Raw genomic sequence first — 18,055 nt, 5'->3', positions numbered from 1 at the left:
CCGGCCTACCCCCGGGGTCCACTCGGGACGGTTCGTCACCGACCCCGACCGTCCCGAGTGGACCCCTCAGTCAGGCCACAGCGCCGCGATGTCCGCCGCGCTCCAGTGCCCCCGCGCCCCCGGCAGCCCGGCCAGGTAGCCGGCCGCCCGGTGGGTGTCCCAGCCGTGGGCCTGGCGCAGTCCGGCCACCAGCACGCGCAGGTAGGCCGCTGACGGGACGACCAGGGCCACCTCGTCGTGGCGCCAGGGCGCGGTGAAGGTCAGCAGCGGGTGCCCGTCGAGGTCACCGACCCGCAGCAGCGTCTCGTACCGGCCGGGGCCGAGTTCGACCCGCCCACCGGCCAGCACCGGCCGCAGGTCCAGGTCGGTGCCGGGCGGGCGGTACATCTCCTGCGCGGCGACATCGGCGAACTGCCCCGCGGTGATCAGATACGCCCTGGCCAGGGCGGTACCCGGCAGGTCGGGATCGTAGAAGGCCCGGCCCCCGCCCCAGACCAGCGACTCGGTGGCGAAGTAGACGCCGCCGCGCAGCCGGCAGCCGGTGCTGCGACGCGGTGCCCGCCGGTCCCGGCAGCCGGGGTAGCCGCGCCGAGCACCCGGCGGACGGCCGCCCGCGAGGTAGCAGGCGAACCGGTCGGCGTGCATGTTGGAGCCGTAACTGACGTACCACACCAGTTCGGGCTGGTGGTCGGCGCGACTGCCGGGCATGTCCGCCACCGTGGCACAGCACCGGCCGGCTTGTCACCCGCGCGGTCGGCCCCGGCCGGCTCAGGGCTGCCACGCCTGCCAGGCCAGGCTGGCGGCCAGTCCCAGTCCGGCCACCCCGATGGCGATCCGCAGCGGCGCGGCCGGCACGCGCCGCACGATCGCCGGGCCGAGCCACGAGCCCACCACCAGTCCGGCGCACAGCGCCAGCGCGCCGGGCCAGTAGACCTGGCCGGTGAGCACGAAGACCAGGCCGGCGACCAGGTTCGCCGCGCCGGTGGCGACGTTCTTCACCGCGTTGGTGCGGGCCAGCGACTGCGTCCACACCGTGGACAGCAGGGCCAGCATGATCACCCCGGCCGCCGCCCCGAAGTAGCCGCCGTAGATGGCGACCAGGAACGCGCCAACACCGGTCAGCGGGCTCAGTCCGGTGTCGCCGCCGGTGGCGATCCTGCGTGCCAGCAGCGGGGATGCCAGCAGCAGCACCGAAGCGCCCGCGACCAGCCAGGGAACCACGTGGGTGAACGTCTCCCCCGGCGTGAGCAACAGCAGCGCGCCGCCGACCGCACCGCCGACCGCGGTGATCAGGCAGAGCCGGACCAGCCGATCGCGCTGACCGACCAGTTCGGGCCGCGACCCGGCGATCACGCCGATGGTGTTGCCCAGCATCGCCACGGTGTTGGTGATGTTCGCGGTCACCGGCGGCACACTGACGGCGAGCAGCGCCGGGTAGGACACCAGCGAGGCCAGACCGGCGATGGTTCCGGTCAGGCCGGCGCCCACGCCCGCCACCACCAGGAAGAGGAGCCCCCACAGCGACGTGCTCATCGTGACAGTCCTAACAGGACTGCTGCTGGGGTCCTGCCGGCTGGGTGGTTCGTGGGCGGCACTGGACGGAAAATACCGCAGGCGGAACGCGAAACACCGCCGAGTAAGGCAGAACACACCCCACCCGGCGGTGATACCGCGCACCCGACTCCGGTCCCGGCGGGCCGAGGCGGCCCAGCACGGTCCGGTGCGGACGGTCAGGCCCGGCTGCCGAACTCCACCGACTCCCTGGTCCACGCGTGCGCCTGCTCGCTGAGGGTGAAGCCCAGCCCCGGCCGGCTGGACACCCACATGCGGCCGTCGCGGATCTCCAGGTGCTCGTTGAACAGCGGCTCCAGCCACTCGAAGTGCTCGACCCACGGCTCGTGCGGGTAGGCCGCGGCCAGGTGCAGGTGGATCTCCATGGCGAAGTGCGGGGCCAGCTGCAGGTGCTGGTGGTCGGCGAGCGCGGCGAGCTTGAGGAAGGGCGTGATGCCGCCGATGCGCGGCGCGTCCGGCTGGATGATGTCGGCGGCGCTGTGCCGGATCAGCTCCCAGTGCTCGGCCACGCTGGTCAGCATCTCGCCGGTGGCGATGGAGGTGTCCAGCGAGGCGGCCAGGGCGGCGTGGCCCTGGGCGTCGTAGGCGTCCAGCGGTTCCTCGATCCAGACCAGGTTGAACCGCTCCAGGGCGCGGCCGACGCGCTGCGCGGTGGGGCGGTCCCACTGCTGGTTGGCGTCCACCATGAGCGGGACCGCGTCGCCGATGTGCTCCCGGACCGCCTGCACCCGGCTGAGGTCAACGGCGTTGTCCGGGTGCCCCACCTTGATCTTGATGCCGCCGATGCCCCGCTCCAGCGAGGCGGTCGCGTTCTCCAGCACCTGCTCGACGGGGGTGTGCAGGAAGCCACCGGAGGTGTTGTAGCAGCGCACCGAGTCCCGGTGCGCGCCGAGCAGTTTGGCCAGCGGCAGACCGGCGCGCTTGGCCTTGAGGTCCCACAGCGCCACGTCGATCGCGGCGATGGCCTGAGTGGACAGTCCACTGCGGCCCACCGAGGCACCGGCCCAGACCAGCTTGGTCCAGATCTTGGCGATGTCGCTGGGGTCCTCGCCGATGAGGTTCGGCGCGACCTCCCTGGCGTGGGCGAACTGGCCCGGGCCACCCGCGCGCTTGGAGTAGCTGAACCCGATGCCCTCGTGGCCGCCCTCCGTGCCGATCTCGGCGAACAGGAACGCGATCTCGGTCATCGGCTTCTGCCGACCGGTCAGCACCTTGGCGTCGCTGATCGGGGTGTCCAGCGGGAGGTAGACCGAGGAGAGCCGGACCCAGCTGATCCGGTCCTGGGTCGCCTCCCCCGCCTGGAAGGCGGCGGGAACGGCGGCTGGCGTGGTCGGGGTGGTGGGCGCTGCGGTGGACACACGAACTCCTTTGCTCGGTGGTGTCGGTGGGCGGGGTGCGCGGCGGGCCGGGGACCGGCGTGGTCATCGCCAGGGCACCTGGTCGTGGTGCGGTCAGCTCACCTTCTTGACCAGGTCGGCCAGCTCCGCGAGTTCGGTGTCGTCCAGATCGGTCAGCGGGGCGCGCACCGGACCGGCCGGCCGGCCGATGACCTTCATGCCGGCCTTGACGATGCTCACCGCGTATCCAGCCTTGCGGGTGCGGATCGCGCAGTAGGGCAGCACGAACTCGGTGAGGTAGCGGTAGACCAGGTCGCGCTCGCCGGCGCGCACGGCCGCGTAGAAGCGCAGCGCGAACTCGGGGAGGAAGTTGTAGATGGCCGAGGAGTAGGTGGTCACCCCCATGTCGAGGTAGGGCAGGGCGTACATCTCGGCCGTGGGCAGGCCGCCGATGTAGGTCAACCGGTCGCCGAGCCGGGCGTAGACCCGGGTCATCAGCTCCAGGCTGCCCACGCCGTCCTTGAAGCCGACCAGGTTGGGGCAGTCCTCGGCGAGCGCGGCGACGGTGGTGTCCTGGTAGACCGCGTTGGCCCGGCTGTAGAGGATCACGCCGAGGTCGGTGGCGGCGCAGACGGCGCGCACGTGCGCGGCCAGGCCCTCCTGGGTGACCTCGGTCAGGTACGGCGGGAACAGCAGGATCCCGTGGGCGCCGGCGCGCTCGGCGGCGCGGGCCAGCTCCACCGCGGTGGCGGTGCCGTACCCGGCTGGGGCGATCACCGGGACACCCTCGGGTGCCTCCCGCACCGCGGCGGTGACCACCTGCTCCACCTCGGGCAGGGTGAGGGAGAAGAACTCGCCGGTCCCGCCGGCGGCGAACAGCCCGGCGGCGGAGAACTGGCCGAGCCAGCCGATGTTGTCCCGGTAGGCGGCCTCGTCGAAGGAGAGGTCGGCGCGGAAGTGGGTGACCGGGAAGGACAACAGGCCGGAGCCCAACTGCCTGGCGATCTCGCCTGGGGAATGCTGCGCCATCTACGGGCTCCTCACCTCGGTGCGCGCGTCCTCGCCCCACTCCACTGGGTCGCGGCCGGTCCGGTTCGACGACGCGCCGTCGCGAATACGTGCCCCGAGGCTAAAATCCCCGATCGATCCACGTCCAACATAATAATTGCATCCACTGATACAGGGAAAGTATCGATGTTCTCACTGACCCAGCTCACCAGCTTCGTGACCGTGGCCGAGGAACTGCACTTCGGCCGGGCCGCCGAGCGGCTGCGGATGACCCAGCCGCCGCTGAGCCGACAGATCCAGCTGCTGGAGAACGAACTGCGGGTCCGCCTGTTCGACCGCAGCAACCGGTCGGTCAAGCTGACCCACGCCGGCCGGACCTTCCTGGTCGAGGCGCGGCGACTGCTGCGCCAGGCCGAGCAGGCGGCCCTGGCCGCCCAGCAGGCCTCGGTGGGCGAGGCCGGGTCCATCACCATCGGCTTCACCGCGGGCAGCACCTACTCGGCGCTGGGCAGCCTGCTGCGGACCGCCCGAGGGGCCCTGCCCCGGGTGGAGGTCGTGCTCCGGGAGATGGTCACCATGGAGCAGTTCGAGGCGCTGTCCGAGGGCATCCTCGACCTGGGCATGGTGCGCCCACCCATCACCCGCCCCGACCTGGACAGCCGGGTGCTGGTGCGCGAGCCGCTGATCGCCGCCCTGCCCGTCGGACACCCGCTGACCGAGGTGCGGCCGTCGCTGAGCGTGACCCACTTCGACCGCCAGCCGCTGATCATGTACTCCCCGGTGGAGTCCCAGTACTTCTACAACCTGTTGATCAGCGTGTTCCGCGGCGCCGGGGTGACGCCGGTGTTCACCCAGTACCTCAGCCAGATCCACAGCGTGCTGGCGCTGGTCAACGACGGCTGGGGGGTGTCGCTGGTGCCGGCCGCGGCGGCGCAGCTGCAGTACCAGGGCGTCACCTTCCACCCGGTCGACCTGCCCGAGGCCAACCCGGTGGAACTCGACCTGGCGTGGCGCAGGAGCAACGACAACCCCGCGCTGGCCGCCCTGCTGCGCGCCCTGTGAGGGCCGGGCCGGGGCGATCAGCGGCCGACCCGACGATTCAAGGACGGTATCAGTAGATACAAAATTAAATCTGGACGTGCATCACACCAGAAACCTACGGTCAGTCCCCATCACACCTGTGGTGCCAGCACGGCGCAGCTAGGCGTAGCCGATCCCACTGGTCAAAGGAGACTGATCACGCCATGACCGCCCTCGACCGGGCCGCACCAGCCGCTCGAACCCCCAAGCCGGGCCGCGTCCGGTACTCGATCCTGGCGATGCTGTTCATCGTCACCACGGTCAACTACGCGGACCGCTCCACCATCTCCATCGCCGGTGACGCCATCCAGGCCGAACTCGGGATCAGCTCGGTCGCGCTCGGCTACGTCTTCTCCGCGTTCGGCTGGTCGTACCTGATCGCCCAGATCCCCGGCGGCTGGCTGCTGGACCGCTTCGGCTCCCGCAAGGTGTACTGCTGGGCGATCTTCCTGTGGTCGGCCTTCACCATGGCCCAGGGCGCGGTCGGCAACTTCAGCATGGGCACCGCGGTCGGCCTGCTCTTCCTGCTGCGCCTGCTCGTCGGACTGGCCGAGGGGCCGTCCTTCCCCGGCAACTCCAGGATCGTGGCCGCCTGGTTTCCCACCAGGGAGCGGGGCACCGCCGCGGCGATCTTCAACTCCGCGCAGTACTTCGCCACCGTGGTGTTCTCGCCGATCATGGGCTGGCTGGTGACCAACCTGGGCTGGGAGCACGTGTTCACCATCATCGGTGGCATCGGCGTGGTGCTCTCGCTGGTCTGGATGAAGGTCATCTACGCGCCGCGCAACCACCCGCGCCTCAAGCAGCCGGAGCTGGACCACATCATCGCCGGCGGCGCCGTGGTCGACATGGACCAGAAACGCGATCCCGGTGAGAAGACCGCGCCCCGCGGCGCGAACCTGCGCTACCTGCGCAAGCTGCTCACCAACCGGATGATGCTGGGCGTCTACATCGGACAGTACTTCATCAACACCCTCACCTGGTTCTTCCTCACCTGGTTCCCGGTCTACCTGGTGCAGGAGCGCGGCATGACGATCCTGGAGGCCGGCGTGGTCGCCTCGCTGCCGGCGCTGTGCGGGTTCGCCGGCGGCGTGCTCGGCGGCTTCCTCTCCGACTCGCTGCTGCGCCGCGGCCTGTCGCTGACCGCGGCCCGCAAGATCCCCATCGTCACCGGCCTGCTGCTGTCCACCAGCATCGTCATCTGCAACTACGTGGACGCCTCCTGGCTGGTCATCGGCTGCATGGCGCTGTCCTTCTTCGGCAAGGGGCTCGGTGCCCTGGGCTGGGCGGTGGTCGCCGACACCTCCCCCAAGGAGATCGCCGGGCTGAGCGGCGGCCTGTTCAACACCTTCGGCAGCCTGGCCGCGATCACCACCCCGATCATCATCGGCTACATCATCAACTCCACCGGCTCGTTCGAACTCGCCCTGGTCTTCGTCGGCGCCAGCGCGGTCATGGCCGTGGTGAGCTACCTGGTCATCGTGCGCGGCATCACCCGGCTCGACATCAGCGACCTGGACGACAAGCCCAGCGCGGTCGCCGCCTGACCGGTCGACCCGAGAAGCCGGCCCACACCATCCACAGTGGACGGGCCGGTTCCCCGGCGCTGAACCGCACGCGGCAGCGCCGCGCGGCCGACCCCGGGTGGTGCGCGGTTCAGTAGCGCCAGCGGAGCGCGGGCCAGAGCCGCGACCAGGGGGCGGTCGGCCCGGTGCACAGCGCGATCTCGGTGCCCTGCTCGTCGTTGGCCAGGCCGACGCCGTTGTCGTTCACCTGCGCCACCTCGCAGCCGGCCAGCGCGTCCCGCAGTGCGGGCGCCGCGCCGACACCGCCGACCAGCACCACCGGCCCGGTCCGCTCGTCCGGCGGTGGCCCCCAGTCCGCATAGGACATGTGCCCCGAGTACGGCGGCGGCAGCCCGTAGCGCGCGCCGTGGTGTTCGATCGCGCCGGCCTGACCGTAGTTCCTGGTGAGGATCACCGCCCCGGCCCGCTGGTCGGGCGGGATCCGCTGCCACACCCGTGCGACCGCCGCGGCCAGCTCCGGCCAGCCGACCTGTTCCCCCGCCTCCTTGTTCGCCGCGAGCACCGGGCCGGCCAGCCACGGGGCCGGCAGCACCGGCAGCCCGATCACCACGGATGCCCCCGCCGCCACCCCGGCCACCGCGCCGAGGGCCATTCGCGCGGCCGGGCGGCGGACGCGGGCCAGCCAGCGCACGGTCGGCTCGGCCCCGGCGGCCAGCAGCAGCACCAGCAGCGGCAGCGCGTAGTAGGGCTTCCCGCCGGACACCAGCACTTCCCCGCACAGGACCGGGTAGCTGACCGCGAGGCACCGGGCCCAGCGCAGCCCCGGGTCACGCCACAGCCGCACCAGACCGGCCAGCCACACCGGCACCAGCACCGGCGAGAGGTACACCAGCTGCATCGGCACGAACAGCGCCCGGTTCTCCGCGCCGTCCTCCGCGCTGATGCCGGCGGCCACCGCCAGCAGCGGGAACCCGTGCCCGGCCTGCCACACCACGACCGGCGCGGCGAGCAGGGCGGCCACCCCGACGCCGGCCAGCAGCCAGCCGCCGCGCAGCACGGCGCGCGGCCCGACCACGAGCAGCGCCACCCCCAGGGCGGACACCAGCAGCAGCACCAGCCACTTGTTGGCCAGCCCCACCCCGACGGCCGCCCCCACCGGCAGCCACCAGCGGGCATCACCGGTGCGCAGCAGGCGCAGCACCAGCAGCCCGATCACCACCCACACCAGCAGGTCCACCGTGGTGGTGGACAGCATGTGCGACACCGCCAGCACGAACGAGGACAGCGCGGTCGCCGCGGCCGCCAGCAGCTGCGCGCCCCACCCGCCACCCACCTCCCGGGCGACCAGGGCGACCACCACCACGGTGGCCGCCCCGATCAGGGTGGCCGCGACGCGCAACCCGCTCGGGGTGGCCCCGAACAGCGCGGTGGCGGCCCGGGCGAGCAGCGGCGTGATCGGCGGCTGGTCGACGTAGCCCCACGCCGGGTGCGCGCCCGCGGCCAGGAAGTACAGCTCGTCCCGGTGGAAGCCGTACCGCCCGGACAGCGCGGTGAGCACCGCGACCTGCGCGGCGACCACCAGGCCGACCGGCGTCAGCGCGAACCGGGGCAACCGGGCCGTGCGCCCGGTCCCCGCGGTGAGGGCAGCCCCGCTCATCCCGGCCTCCCGCCCGCCGGCGGCGGCCCGGCGGGTGGCCCGATCGTAGCCAGCCGACCCGGCCGGGACGGGCGGTTTCCCCCGGCGTGGCCACCGTGGAACGGCGCGGTCAACGACCGGGTGATCGGGGGCCACCCGGACCGCGTCGCTCAGCCGAGGTCCCCGTCGGCCGGCGTGGTGCTGCCCTGGTGGACGGCCGCGTGCACGCGGTCGCGCATGGCGTTCGCGTCCTGATCGGACAGTGTGCGGTGCAGGTGCCGCAGGGTGATCCGGACGAGCAGGTTCTTCTGGTCGGTGCGCGCGCCCAGCCGGGCCAGGGCGCGCTCGGGCAGGTCGGCACACGGTGTCTGCTGGAGGATCTCCACCGACTCCACGCAGTCGGCGTCCGCGCCGAGCGCCTCCCGAACCCGGTCGCCCAGGTCCTCGGTGTGGTCGTCGGCGCCGACGGCGATGGAGATGTCCCGGCGGATCGCCGGCATGGTGGACACGGGCCGGTAGCGGGTCAGGTCGCCCATCTGCTCGACCACGCCCGGATGGGTGGAGCGCAGCAGCCGGATGTCGGGAATGTCCTTGAGCAGCATGAGCATCCGGTCCAGCCCCAGGCCCAGGGCCAGGCCGCTCCACGAGTCGTCCAGCCCGGCCCGGGCCAGGACGGCGGGGTGGGCCAGGCCGCACTCGGCGACCTCGATCCACGCGCCGTCGCGCAGCACGTCCACCTGCCGGCCGGCCACGGTGTACGGGTGCGTTCGGGCCTCGCGCCGGTCGGTCGCGCCGGGCAGCAGCGCGCCCAGCACCGTGCTGATCATGTCGTCGAGATCGGCCTCGGTCAGGCGCGGCCGGCGGCGGGTGAGCCGCCACAGGTCGAGCTGGTGCGGGGTGCCGGTGTGCAGCCGGTCGATGGCGTCGCGGCGGTAGACGATTCCCGGACACACCAGCAGCACGTCGGCCGCGGGATCGCCGGCCAGCGTCCGCAGTGCCGCGGGGACCATCGCGCTGGAGTGGCTGCGCAGCACGCGCCCGTGGTCGACGTAGCGGGTGTAGCGCGCGTCGCGGGTGATGTCGCTGCGGTCGTAGCCCAGGTTGTCGTAGTTGTCCTCGACGGTGACGACGCGGTCGCCGCGCACCCACCGGACCTGGCACCTCCACCGCGCGGCCAGCGCGTCGACCACGCGGGTGAGGACGAGTTGGATCGCGTGGGGGCCGGCGGCGGGGTCGGTGAGGTCGCGCACGGACAGGTCGCGGGTGAGCTGGTCAGGGGTGAGCCAAGCGGACATGGCGGGTCTCCTGGGGCGAGCGAAGGGTGATCGGGACGAGGGCACTCCCCCTGACCCGATGGCTCGCCGGACGAGACCGGTCAGCGCGTCTGGCGTGGCACGACGTCGGCCCCGTGGCGCCCACGAGGGGCCAGGGGGCGGATAAATCGGCGCGCACGCGCGGCGTCTGCCACGGCGTCAGGGTAACAACGGGACACCCAATTAGCGAGCGCTTGCAATTGCTGTCGCCCACCATCCCCACCCGGGTCTGGGTGTCGCCGATGTGCCTGTGCTCGGCCGCCAACTGCTGCGCGAGCCCTCCTGGGGCGCGCCGCGCAGCAACTCGGCGGCACCGTGTCCACCCCCGACCAGTACGGCTACGCCATCAACCGGTGAGGCGGCCCCGGCGCGATCACCTCCAGCGCACCGGGCCGAACCCGGATGGTCGCCGGCAGGTCGGCGACGTGGTCGCCGTCGGCGTACAGCGCCAGCGGCCGGTTCGCCGACAGCGTGACCACCCGCCCGGTGCGCAGCCGGGTGCGCGGCCCATCCAGGTGACCGCCGGTGCGCGCCCGCAGCAGGGCGCGCGCCAGGGCGGGCCGGGAGGAGTCCCCCAGCGTCAACACGTCCAGCAGGCCGTCGTCCAGGACGGCCGTGGGCACGATGCGCACGCCGTTGCCGTACACCCCGGAATTGGCCACCACCACGGTGTGGCCGCGCACCCCGGTGCGCACGCCGTCGACCTCCACCGTGTAGTCGACCGGCCGCCAGGTGAGCAGGGTGCGGGCCGGGGCCAGCCGGTACAGCAGCGGGCCCGGCACCCAGCGCCGCCGGTTGATCACGTGGTTGGCCACCGAGTCGATGCCCGCGTACGCGTTGCCCACCACCACCTGGCCCGCGACCTCCAGCACGTCCACCCGGCGACCGACCCCGGACAGCAGCAGACCGGCCAGGGCCGCCGGGTCGCCGGGCAGGCGCAGGGCCCGAGCCAGGTCGTTGCCGCGGCCCGCCGGCACGATCGCCAGGGTCCCGTCGGCGGCCACCACACCGGCCGCGGCGTCCCGGACCAGCCCGTCACCGCCGACCGCGACCACCACATCACCCCGATGGGCGGCCTGTTCGGCCAGTTCGGTGGCGTGCGCGGCGCTGCGGGTCGGCACCTGCCGCACCACCGCACCTCGCGCCCGCAGCAGGTCGGCCAGTCGGGCCCAGATCAGCGCCGCCCGCCTGGTCCCGGAGATCGGGTTGACCAGTGCCGTGAACCCGCGCACGTCAGATCAGCACACCCGGGTTGAGCACGCCGGCCGGGTCCAGCGCGCGCTTGACCGCCCGCAGCAGGTCGGTCCCGAGCGGGCCGACCTGCTCGGCGTGGGCGGCGCGGTGATCAGTGCCCACCCCGTGGTGGTGGGTGACGGCCGCACCGCGGCGCAGGATGGCGGCGGTGGCCGCCTGCTTGGCCGCCGCCCACTGCGCGAGCGGGTCGTCGGCCTGGGCGCACACCACGGTGAAGTACAGCGAGGCCCCGGTCTCGTACACGTGCGAGATGTGGCAGAGCACGACGGCGGGGGTGCCCGCCTCGGCCAGCGCGGTGGTGAGCGCGTCGGTGACCGCCGCCCGCAGCGCCGGCAGCTCCGACCAGAACGCCGCCGTCTCCAGGGTCTCGGCCAGCGCGCCCGCGTCGAGCAGGGCGTCCCGCAGGTAGGGGGCCTGGTAGCGGCCGGAGCGCCAGGCCTCGCCCGGCTCCGGCCCCAGCGGTGTGCCACCCAGCTCGGCCAGCACCGCCGAGGCCGCGGCGCGCCTGGCCGCCACCTCGGCCGCCCCGCCCTCGTAGCCGGTGACGACCAGGCACCCACCCGGCCCGCCGGCCAGCGTGACCGCGGTCTCCAGCTCGTCGGACAGCCGCAGCACCGTGGGCAGCGGGCCGTCCTGGGCCAGGGCGCGCAGCGCGGTCGTGCCCGCCGCGAACGACGGGAACCGCCAGCCCTCGTACACCCGGCTCGCCGGCACCGGCCGCACCCGGACCCGCACCGAGGTGATCACGCCCAGGGCGCCCTCGGAGCCCAGCACGAGGTGGCGCAGGTCCGGTCCGGCCGCCGACTTCGGGGCGTGGCCCAGCGCGAGGGTGCCGCGCGGGGTGGCCAGCTCCAGCCCGACCACCATCTCGTCGAAGCGCCCGTAGCCCGCCGACGCCTGCCCGGCCGAGCGGGCCGCGGCGAAACCACCGATGCTGGCGCCCTGGAAGGACTGCGGGAAGTGCCCGAGGGTGAAGCCGCGCTCGTTGAGCAGCCGCTCGGCCACCGGGCCGCGCAGCCCGGCCTGCAGCGTGGCGGTGCGGGACACCTCGTCCAGCGCGACCAGCCGGCAGAGCCGGCGCACGTCCAGCGCGACCACCCCGGAAAAGCCCGCCCTGGCCGGGGTGAGCCCACCGACCACGGAGGTGCCCCCGGAGAACGGGACCACCGCGACGCGGTGCCGGGCGCACACCGCCAGCACGTCGACGACCTCGTCGTGCGTGCCCGGGAACACCACGGCGTCCGGGGCGTCGGCCACGTCCCCACGCCGCAGCCGCAGCAGGTCCGGGGTGGACCAGCCCCGGGTGTGCGCCAGCCGGTCCTCGGCCGCGGTGCTGACGTGCTCGGCCCCCACCGCCGCGGCGAGCGCGGACCGGGCCGCCTCGGGCAGCACCGCGGCCGGTAGCTGCACAGTGGACAGATCAACGGCCGGGCCGCGCGCACCCGGCCGCACGCCCAGGTGCCCCAGGGCGGCCCGGATCGCCTCGGGCAGGCCGGGCGGCGGGTTCGGGTTGCCCCACCGGTAGGGGTGCTGGTCGATCACGGACAGGTCGGGCTCGGTCACCGCGGTCCTCCACTCCCTCGCGCTGATACACTGTGGCACATGATGTCTCAGCGTCGCACCCCTGCGCTGGACGCCGCGGCGCGACCGGCCGAACCCGCCCGCGCCGCCAACGCCATCCCCGAGGACCGCATCCTCGACTGCGCGCACGACCTGCTGCTGGCCGTGGGGATGCGCGGACTCAACATGGCCGAGATCGCCCGCCGCGCCGGCATCTCCCGCGCCACCCTCTACCGGCGCTGGCCCAACGTCACCGCGCTGACCGCGGCCCTGGTCACCCGCGAGTTCGCCGCCGTGGTCGAGGCCAACATGCGCGACGACACCGGCACCGGACGCGAACGCCTGGTGCGCCTGGTCGTGCGGGTCGCCGGCGCGCTGCGCGACCACCCGCTGCTGCGCAAGATCGTCGACGTGGACCCGGAATTCCTGCTGCCCTACCTGCTGCACCGCCGCGGCCGCAGCACCAACCACCAGCTGGCCCTGCTGGAGGACAGCCTGCGCGCCGGCATCGCCGACGGGTCCGTCCGCCCCGGCGAGGTGGCGCCCCGCGCCAGGGCGGTGCTGCTCACCGCGTGGTCGTTCGTGCTCACCGGCCCGGTGCTGGCCAGCCCAGCGACTGGCCCAACACCGCCTGGCCCAGCACCGACCGGCGAGGTGTCCATCGAGGCACTGGACGCCGAACTGGCCGCCCTCCTCGACCGCTACCTCGCGCCGTGACCGCCCCCAGCGCCGCGCTCAACGCCGCCCGCCGCGCCCGCGACCTCGACGAACTCAGCCGGGGGCGACCCGTTGACGTGCTCGTGGTCGGCGGCGGCAGCACCGGCGCCGGCATCGCACTGGACGCCGCCTGCCGCGGCCTGTCCGTGGTGCTCGCCGAAAAGCACGACCTCGCCTTCGGCACCAGCCGGTGGAGTTCCAAACTCATCCACGGCGGACTGCGCTACCTGGCCAGCGGCCAACTCGGCATCGCCCGCGAGAGCGCGGTCGAACGCGGCATCCTGCTCACCCGCACCGCACCCCACCTGGTGCGGGCCCTGCCGCAACTGGTGCCCCTCACCCCCGCGGTGTCCCGGGCCAACGCGGCACTGGTCGGCGCCGGGTTCCTCGCCGGCGACCTGCTGCGCGCCACCGCGGGCACCCCCGGCCACGTCCTGCCACCACCCCGCCGCGTCAGCGCCACCGAGGTGCACCGCCACGCCCCCACCATCCGCACCGACCAACTGCGCGGCGGCCTGCTCAGCTGGGACGGCCAGGCGCACGACGACGCGCGGCTGGTCGTGGCCATCGCCCGCACCGCCGCCCGGCACGGCGCCCGCATCCTCACCCGCTGCGCCGCCGAACAGGTCACCGGCCGCGGCGCCGTGCTGCGCGACCAGCTCACCGGGCAGGCCATCAGCCTCGACGCCCGCGTGGTCATCAACGCGACCGGCGTGTGGGCCGGGCAGGTCGCGCCCGGCGTGGCACTGCGCCCGAGCCGAGGCACCCACCTCGTGCTGGCCCAGGACAGCTTCGGCGGACTGGCCGCCGGACTCACCGTGCCCGTACCCGGCGAACACAACCGGTTCGTGTTCGCGCTGCCCGCACCCGATCGCAGGGTGTACGTCGGACTCACCGACGAGCCCGCCCCCGGCCCGGTCCCCGACATCCCCCACGCCACACCCGCCGAGATCGACTTCCTGCTGGACACCATCAACGCGGTGCTGCGCACCCCGCTCAGCCACGCCGACGTGCTCGGCACCTTCTCCGGACTGCGCCCGCTGCTGGACACCGGCACCGGCCGCACCGCCGACCTCTCCCGCCGACACCAGGTGCACACCGCACCCGACGGCCTGGTCACCGTGGTCGGCGGGAAACTCACCACCTACCGGCGGATGGCCGAGGACGCGCTGGACGCCGCACTGCGCGCCGCCGGCATCCCGCACCGCCCGTGCCGCACCCACCGCCTCCCCCTGGTCGGCGCGGCCACCCGCGCACAGCTCGCCGCGATCGCCGCGCCCCGCCGGCTGGTGCGCCGCTACGGCACCGAGGCACCCGCCGTGCTCGCCCAGGCCCAGGGCGATCCACGACTGCTCGAACCCATCACCGAGGACACCGCGACCACCACGGCCGAACTGCTCTTCGCCATCCGGCACGAAGGCGCGCTGGACGAAGCCGACCTGCTCGACCGGCGCACCCGCATCGGACTCGTCCCCGCCGCCCGCACCCGCGCCCTGCCCGCCGCCCGCGCCGCCCTCGACCACGCCCTGCCCCACTGAACCCGACCAGCAGCGGCCGGCCAGTCGCCACACCGCCCCCACCGCACACCAGGGGCGCCGAAGCCGTCACCGACCCCGGCGCCCCTGGGCACACCCACACGTTCTAGTCCTGCTACCCCGTGGCCCGCACCAGGCTCAACGGACGCATGTCGGTCCAGTGCTCGGTGATGTAGTCAAGACAGGACTGCCGGTCGGTCTCGTTGAGCACGACCGACCAGCCGGCCGGCACCTCGGCGAACGACGGCCACAGCGAATGCTGGCCCTCGTCGTTGACCAGCACCACGAAGCTTCCGTCGGGGTCGTCAAACGGGTTGGTCATCGATCAGCAGCCTCCCTTGAGTCCACCGTGACGGCGTCCCGCCCATCTTGCCCTGCCAACACCGAACCGGACCGGGGAAATGCGGTCACCACCGAGGAAGCACCTGGACGGCGGCATGCCCCCGGCCCGCCGAGTCCGCTCACGCGGTCAGCGGCAGGTGGCCACCGCGGCCTGGTTGTCGCTGGTGCCCGCCAGCACGCCGGCATCGGTCAACGCCGAACCCGAGGCGCCCGCGCTGAAACCAACGGGTGGCGTGGCCACCGCCTGACCGTTCTGGAACAGCCGCTGGATCAACCCGTCCGGCACGCCCTGCCACCCGGTCACCAGCCCGTCGGCGTTGATCGCGTTCGCGCCGTAGCGCGGTCCCAGGTGCCACTGCACCGCACCGGACAGGTCCCAGACCACGATGCCCGCGTCCCTGCCACCGAACTCGGTGCCCAGCACGCGACCGTTGCGAATGCTCACCGGCGACGCCCAGGCCCCCGAGGCGACCGGCGGCAGCACCACGCTCTGGCCGGCCGCGTCCCACAGGCGAGCCTCGATCCGCACCCCCTCGGCCGAGTCCAGACCAACGGTGCCGATGACGTTGCCCGCGTCGTCGATGCCATTGGCCGACGCCTCGCTGCCCGCCGGCTTGGGCAGCAACCGGAACGAGCCCGGCTCGGCCGCCGGCCACACGATGATGTCCTCACCAGCCGTGCCGACGATGTCGCCGGCCGCGTTGACGTCCACGGCCTCCACCCAGTTCGCCCCGGCCGGCACGGGAAGGTCCTGGTAGCTCCCGTCGGCGAAGCGCACCGGGTGCCGCCCCAGCTCATCGCGGTAGTAGCCGACCGCGACACCAGCCTCGTTCAACGCGGTGACCGTGGTGGGCGCACCGTGCGCGGACCCCAGCACCCAAGGCGCCCCAGCCGCGTCCACGCTCCACACCACTGGCACTTCCGTGTCACCGTAGTCGTTGCTCACCGCACCGAACACGTGCCCGGCGTGGTCGGTTCCCCTGGCGTACTGCTGGGCGAACCCCTCGACCTCGGGCAACCGCTGAACCGTCCAGGCGCAGTCCGCCGACACCGGAGCGGCCTGGGCCGTGACCGGGTACAGCCCGAGGGCGAGGGCAACCACGGCGGCCCCGGCGAGCCGACGGCTGGTGATGACGCGCATTCACGCTCCCTACTCGATCGATATTCCACCTCGACCCTAATCAGGAGTCGATCGCCGTCGACGTCCTTCCGCCCACGCGATCACCGCCGCCCGGAGCAGCAACACCACCGCGCGTCCGGACACCGGGCGCGCGTTCACGCCCGGCCACCCCGACCGGGCGGACACCGACCGGCACGTCACCCAGACGAGCGATCCGGAGCGGGTGCCGGGCACCGGCCGCGCGGTTGACACTGCTTGCATGTCCGGCGCTGACCTGCCCCCGCCCGAGCACCCCATCGACACCGAGGCGTTCTTCTCCCGGTGGCCGACGGGTGCGGAAACCATCGAGCTGTGGAACGGCTGCCCCTACTTCGCCGGCGACTTCGACGAGCGCGACGTCGCCGTTGCCCAACGGGCCTTCCCCGGCCGGGAAGTCGTGCTCGCCGACGGCGCCATCATCATCTGCCCGGCCGGCCAACCCGACCGATACCGGCAACACGACCACGGCTTCTCACACCGGTGACCGGCGCGCCACCGGCAACCAGCACCAGCACGACACCACCGACCACAGTGGACACACCACCGACTCACTGGCGCCTGTGCACCACCTTCACGCGCGCCGCAAGCAGAACCAGCTCCACGGAGCCACTGACCCCAAGCCCACAGTGGACGGTCACCCCCGAACCCGACCGTCCACCGTGGATCAGTTCCAGCGGGCCAGGCACGCGCAGTCGTCGTCCACCTGGCGGCAGACCACGACCAGTTCGTGCCGAACCACCTCAGCCCGCAGGCACTCCAGGTCCGTGCACTCCAACGTGCCGTCGACGTGCACCACCAGGGTGCCGTGACAGTGGTCCACGCCGTGCCGGCAGCCAGGGCAGTGCACGCTCACGACGCCCGCCCGGACGCGCTCGCCTGCCCCACCGCGGCGGCCAACTCGTCCCGGTTCATCCGCGACCGGCCGGGAATCTCCAGTTTCCGGGCCATCCGGTCCAACTCCGCCTTGCTCATCGCCGCGACATCGCGAACCGCCCCAGCCTCACCACCGCGCTTGCGCCCGGCAGCCGGCCGCCGAGCCGACTCGGGCGAGCGCCGGCGCGCCGTCCTGGCCCCCGTGCGCTCCGTGCCTCGGCGCTGCCCGCCGTGTTGCTCCCGGGTGCGCTCCACACTGCGGCGCAACGCCTCCAGCAGATCGGTCACCTCGGTCGGCTCGGGTGGGCCGCTCTCCGCGACGACCTCCCGCCCCTCCCGCTTGTCCTCGATCAACTTGGCGACCCGCTCGGAGTAGGTGTCCTGGAACTCCTCCGGGTGCCACGGTCCGCTCATCGACCGCACCAGGGCCGTGGCCATGTCGAGTTCCCGGCCACGCGCCTTCGCGTCGTCCTCGGGCAGGTTGGTCAACTGCTCGTGCGGATCGCGGATCTCGTCGGCGAAGTGCATGGTCTGCAGCGCCAGCACACCCCGGTCGGCGCGCAGCGCGGTGAGGTACTCCTTGCCGCGCATCACGAACGTGGCGATGCCCACCCGGTTGTCCGCTTCCATGGCCTGCGCCAGCAGGCTGTAGGCGCGGACGTAGTCCGGTTTGGCCGGAGCCAGCCAGTAGGTCCGCTCGAAGAAGACCGGATCGATCTCGTCCAGGTCGACGAACACCGAGATGTCGATGGACCGGGAGCGGCCCGGCGCGATGTCCTCCAGTTCCTGGGGCTCCACCACCACGTACTGGCCGCCGCCCACGTCGTGGCCCTTGACGATGTCCTGGTAGGCGACCTCGTCACCGGTGCGCTCGTTGACCCGCTTGTAGCGGATCCGGTCCGACGTGCCCCGCTGGAACTGGTTGAAGTGCACGGTGTGATCCTCGGTGGCGCTGAACAGGCCCACCGGGATGGTGACCAGGCCGAAGCTGATCGACCCCGTCCAGATCGCTCGCGCCATGCCGCTGCCCTCCTCGTTCCAGCCCGCCCGTCCTACATACCCACTGCTCACCGCGGTTGAACCGGTTTTCCGTCACTGATCGACCGGACGCGCCCGCTTTCGCCGGACAGGCGGCTCGGAGGA

General features: G+C 73.0%; 17 protein-coding genes. 5 read left to right on the top strand and 12 right to left on the bottom strand.

Annotated features, from left to right (window positions below; genetic code table 11):
- Positions 1–66: 66 nt before the first annotated feature.
- From LX83_RS05660 to kdgD, 4 genes are all read right to left on the bottom strand, one after another.
- Positions 67–708: a histone deacetylase gene (locus LX83_RS05660; RefSeq protein ID WP_253767764.1), complete on the bottom strand. Its 642-nt coding sequence runs from the start codon at positions 706–708 to the stop codon at positions 67–69.
- Between the two features lie 60 nt (positions 709–768).
- Entirely contained in the window at positions 769–1,533 is a 765-nt protein-coding gene (locus tag LX83_RS05655) for a sulfite exporter TauE/SafE family protein (RefSeq protein WP_253767762.1), read from the bottom strand.
- 197 nt (positions 1,534–1,730) lie between these two features.
- Positions 1,731–2,930 (bottom strand): L-talarate/galactarate dehydratase, encoded by a 1,200-nt coding sequence (locus tag LX83_RS05650; protein ID WP_253767760.1) that lies wholly within the window; start codon positions 2,928–2,930, stop codon positions 1,731–1,733.
- 93 nt (positions 2,931–3,023) lie between these two features.
- Positions 3,024–3,938 carry a 5-dehydro-4-deoxyglucarate dehydratase gene (kdgD, locus tag LX83_RS05645; RefSeq protein WP_253767758.1) on the bottom strand — a complete coding sequence of 305 codons (915 nt, stop codon included), beginning with the start codon at positions 3,936–3,938 and terminating at the stop codon, positions 3,024–3,026.
- 165 nt (positions 3,939–4,103) lie between these two features.
- On the opposite strand from kdgD, the gene LX83_RS05640 reads away from it, so the two are divergent.
- Positions 4,104–4,979: a LysR substrate-binding domain-containing protein gene (locus LX83_RS05640; RefSeq protein ID WP_253767755.1), complete on the top strand. Its 876-nt coding sequence runs from the start codon at positions 4,104–4,106 to the stop codon at positions 4,977–4,979.
- 182 nt (positions 4,980–5,161) lie between these two features.
- Positions 5,162–6,544: an MFS transporter gene (locus LX83_RS05635; protein ID WP_253767754.1), complete on the top strand. Its 1,383-nt coding sequence runs from the start codon at positions 5,162–5,164 to the stop codon at positions 6,542–6,544.
- Positions 6,545–6,653: 109 nt separating this feature from the next.
- Here LX83_RS05635 and LX83_RS37680 read toward each other — a convergent pair whose 3' ends face one another.
- The 4 genes from LX83_RS37680 to LX83_RS05615 all read right to left on the bottom strand — a co-directional run bounded on the left by LX83_RS37680 (position 6,654) and on the right by LX83_RS05615 (position 12,289).
- Positions 6,654–8,180: a glycosyltransferase family 39 protein gene (locus tag LX83_RS37680; protein ID WP_301327634.1), complete on the bottom strand. Its 1,527-nt coding sequence runs from the start codon at positions 8,178–8,180 to the stop codon at positions 6,654–6,656.
- Between the two features lie 149 nt (positions 8,181–8,329).
- Complete coding sequence (gene srmL / locus LX83_RS05625) at positions 8,330–9,454, bottom strand: PheS-related mystery ligase SrmL (protein ID WP_253767752.1); 1,125 nt, start codon at positions 9,452–9,454, stop codon at positions 8,330–8,332.
- Between the two features lie 356 nt (positions 9,455–9,810).
- Positions 9,811–10,704 (bottom strand): diacylglycerol/lipid kinase family protein, encoded by an 894-nt coding sequence (locus LX83_RS05620; protein ID WP_253767750.1) that lies wholly within the window; start codon positions 10,702–10,704, stop codon positions 9,811–9,813.
- Position 10,705: 1 nt separating this feature from the next.
- Positions 10,706–12,289: an FAD-binding oxidoreductase gene (locus LX83_RS05615; protein WP_253767749.1), complete on the bottom strand. Its 1,584-nt coding sequence runs from the start codon at positions 12,287–12,289 to the stop codon at positions 10,706–10,708.
- Between the two features lie 39 nt (positions 12,290–12,328).
- On the opposite strand from LX83_RS05615, the gene LX83_RS05610 reads away from it, so the two are divergent.
- Together LX83_RS05610 and LX83_RS05605 are read left to right on the top strand one after the other, a co-directional pair.
- Positions 12,329–13,003 (top strand): TetR/AcrR family transcriptional regulator, encoded by a 675-nt coding sequence (locus tag LX83_RS05610; RefSeq protein ID WP_253767747.1) that lies wholly within the window; start codon positions 12,329–12,331, stop codon positions 13,001–13,003.
- Complete coding sequence (locus LX83_RS05605; RefSeq protein ID WP_253767745.1) at positions 13,000–14,541, top strand: glycerol-3-phosphate dehydrogenase/oxidase; 1,542 nt, start codon at positions 13,000–13,002, stop codon at positions 14,539–14,541. Before LX83_RS05610 ends, LX83_RS05605 begins: the two co-directional genes overlap by 4 nt.
- Positions 14,542–14,653: 112 nt before the next feature.
- Here the strand turns inward: LX83_RS05605 and LX83_RS05600 are convergent, their stop codons facing one another.
- A complete protein-coding gene (locus LX83_RS05600) occupies positions 14,654–14,860 on the bottom strand; it encodes an MbtH family protein (protein WP_253767743.1) in 207 nt (68 codons plus the stop codon).
- A 147-nt stretch (positions 14,861–15,007) separates the two neighbouring features.
- Positions 15,008–16,021: a hypothetical protein gene (locus tag LX83_RS05595; protein ID WP_253767741.1), complete on the bottom strand. Its 1,014-nt coding sequence runs from the start codon at positions 16,019–16,021 to the stop codon at positions 15,008–15,010.
- Between the two features lie 238 nt (positions 16,022–16,259).
- Between LX83_RS05595 and LX83_RS05590 the strand changes: the two genes are divergently transcribed.
- On the top strand, positions 16,260–16,523 hold the full coding sequence (locus LX83_RS05590) for a hypothetical protein (protein ID WP_253767739.1): 264 nt from the start codon (positions 16,260–16,262) through the stop codon (positions 16,521–16,523).
- A 180-nt stretch (positions 16,524–16,703) separates the two neighbouring features.
- Here the strand turns inward: LX83_RS05590 and LX83_RS05585 are convergent, their stop codons facing one another.
- Both LX83_RS05585 and ku read right to left on the bottom strand, forming a co-directional pair.
- Entirely contained in the window at positions 16,704–16,892 is a 189-nt protein-coding gene (locus LX83_RS05585; RefSeq protein WP_301327755.1) for a hypothetical protein, read from the bottom strand.
- Positions 16,889–17,932 carry a non-homologous end joining protein Ku gene (gene ku / locus LX83_RS05580; protein ID WP_253767737.1) on the bottom strand — a complete coding sequence of 348 codons (1,044 nt, stop codon included), beginning with the start codon at positions 17,930–17,932 and terminating at the stop codon, positions 16,889–16,891. Before ku ends, LX83_RS05585 begins: the two co-directional genes overlap by 4 nt.
- Positions 17,933–18,055: the final 123 nt, after the last annotated feature.

The organism is Goodfellowiella coeruleoviolacea (assembly GCF_024171785.1).
Taxonomy (GTDB): domain Bacteria; phylum Actinomycetota; class Actinomycetes; order Mycobacteriales; family Pseudonocardiaceae; genus Goodfellowiella; species Goodfellowiella coeruleoviolacea.
The sequence above is the reverse complement of the archived record's forward strand: the minus strand, read 5'-3'. Positions and strand labels throughout refer to the sequence as shown.

Coding starts and splice junctions, on each gene's coding strand:
- ku (WP_253767737.1), bottom strand. CDS start 17,932: ATGGCGCGAGCGATCTGGACGGGGTCGATCAGCTTCGGCCTGGTCACC.
- LX83_RS05595 (WP_253767741.1), bottom strand. CDS start 16,021: ATGCGCGTCATCACCAGCCGTCGGCTCGCCGGGGCCGCCGTGGTTGCC.
- srmL (WP_253767752.1), bottom strand. CDS start 9,454: ATGTCCGCTTGGCTCACCCCTGACCAGCTCACCCGCGACCTGTCCGTG.
- LX83_RS05590 (WP_253767739.1), top strand. CDS start 16,260: ATGTCCGGCGCTGACCTGCCCCCGCCCGAGCACCCCATCGACACCGAG.
- LX83_RS37680 (WP_301327634.1), bottom strand. CDS start 8,180: ATGAGCGGGGCTGCCCTCACCGCGGGGACCGGGCGCACGGCCCGGTTG.
- LX83_RS05610 (WP_253767747.1), top strand. CDS start 12,329: ATGATGTCTCAGCGTCGCACCCCTGCGCTGGACGCCGCGGCGCGACCG.
- LX83_RS05640 (WP_253767755.1), top strand. CDS start 4,104: ATGTTCTCACTGACCCAGCTCACCAGCTTCGTGACCGTGGCCGAGGAA.
- LX83_RS05600 (WP_253767743.1), bottom strand. CDS start 14,860: ATGACCAACCCGTTTGACGACCCCGACGGAAGCTTCGTGGTGCTGGTC.
- LX83_RS05655 (WP_253767762.1), bottom strand. CDS start 1,533: ATGAGCACGTCGCTGTGGGGGCTCCTCTTCCTGGTGGTGGCGGGCGTG.
- kdgD (WP_253767758.1), bottom strand. CDS start 3,938: ATGGCGCAGCATTCCCCAGGCGAGATCGCCAGGCAGTTGGGCTCCGGC.
- LX83_RS05660 (WP_253767764.1), bottom strand. CDS start 708: ATGCCCGGCAGTCGCGCCGACCACCAGCCCGAACTGGTGTGGTACGTC.
- LX83_RS05635 (WP_253767754.1), top strand. CDS start 5,162: ATGACCGCCCTCGACCGGGCCGCACCAGCCGCTCGAACCCCCAAGCCG.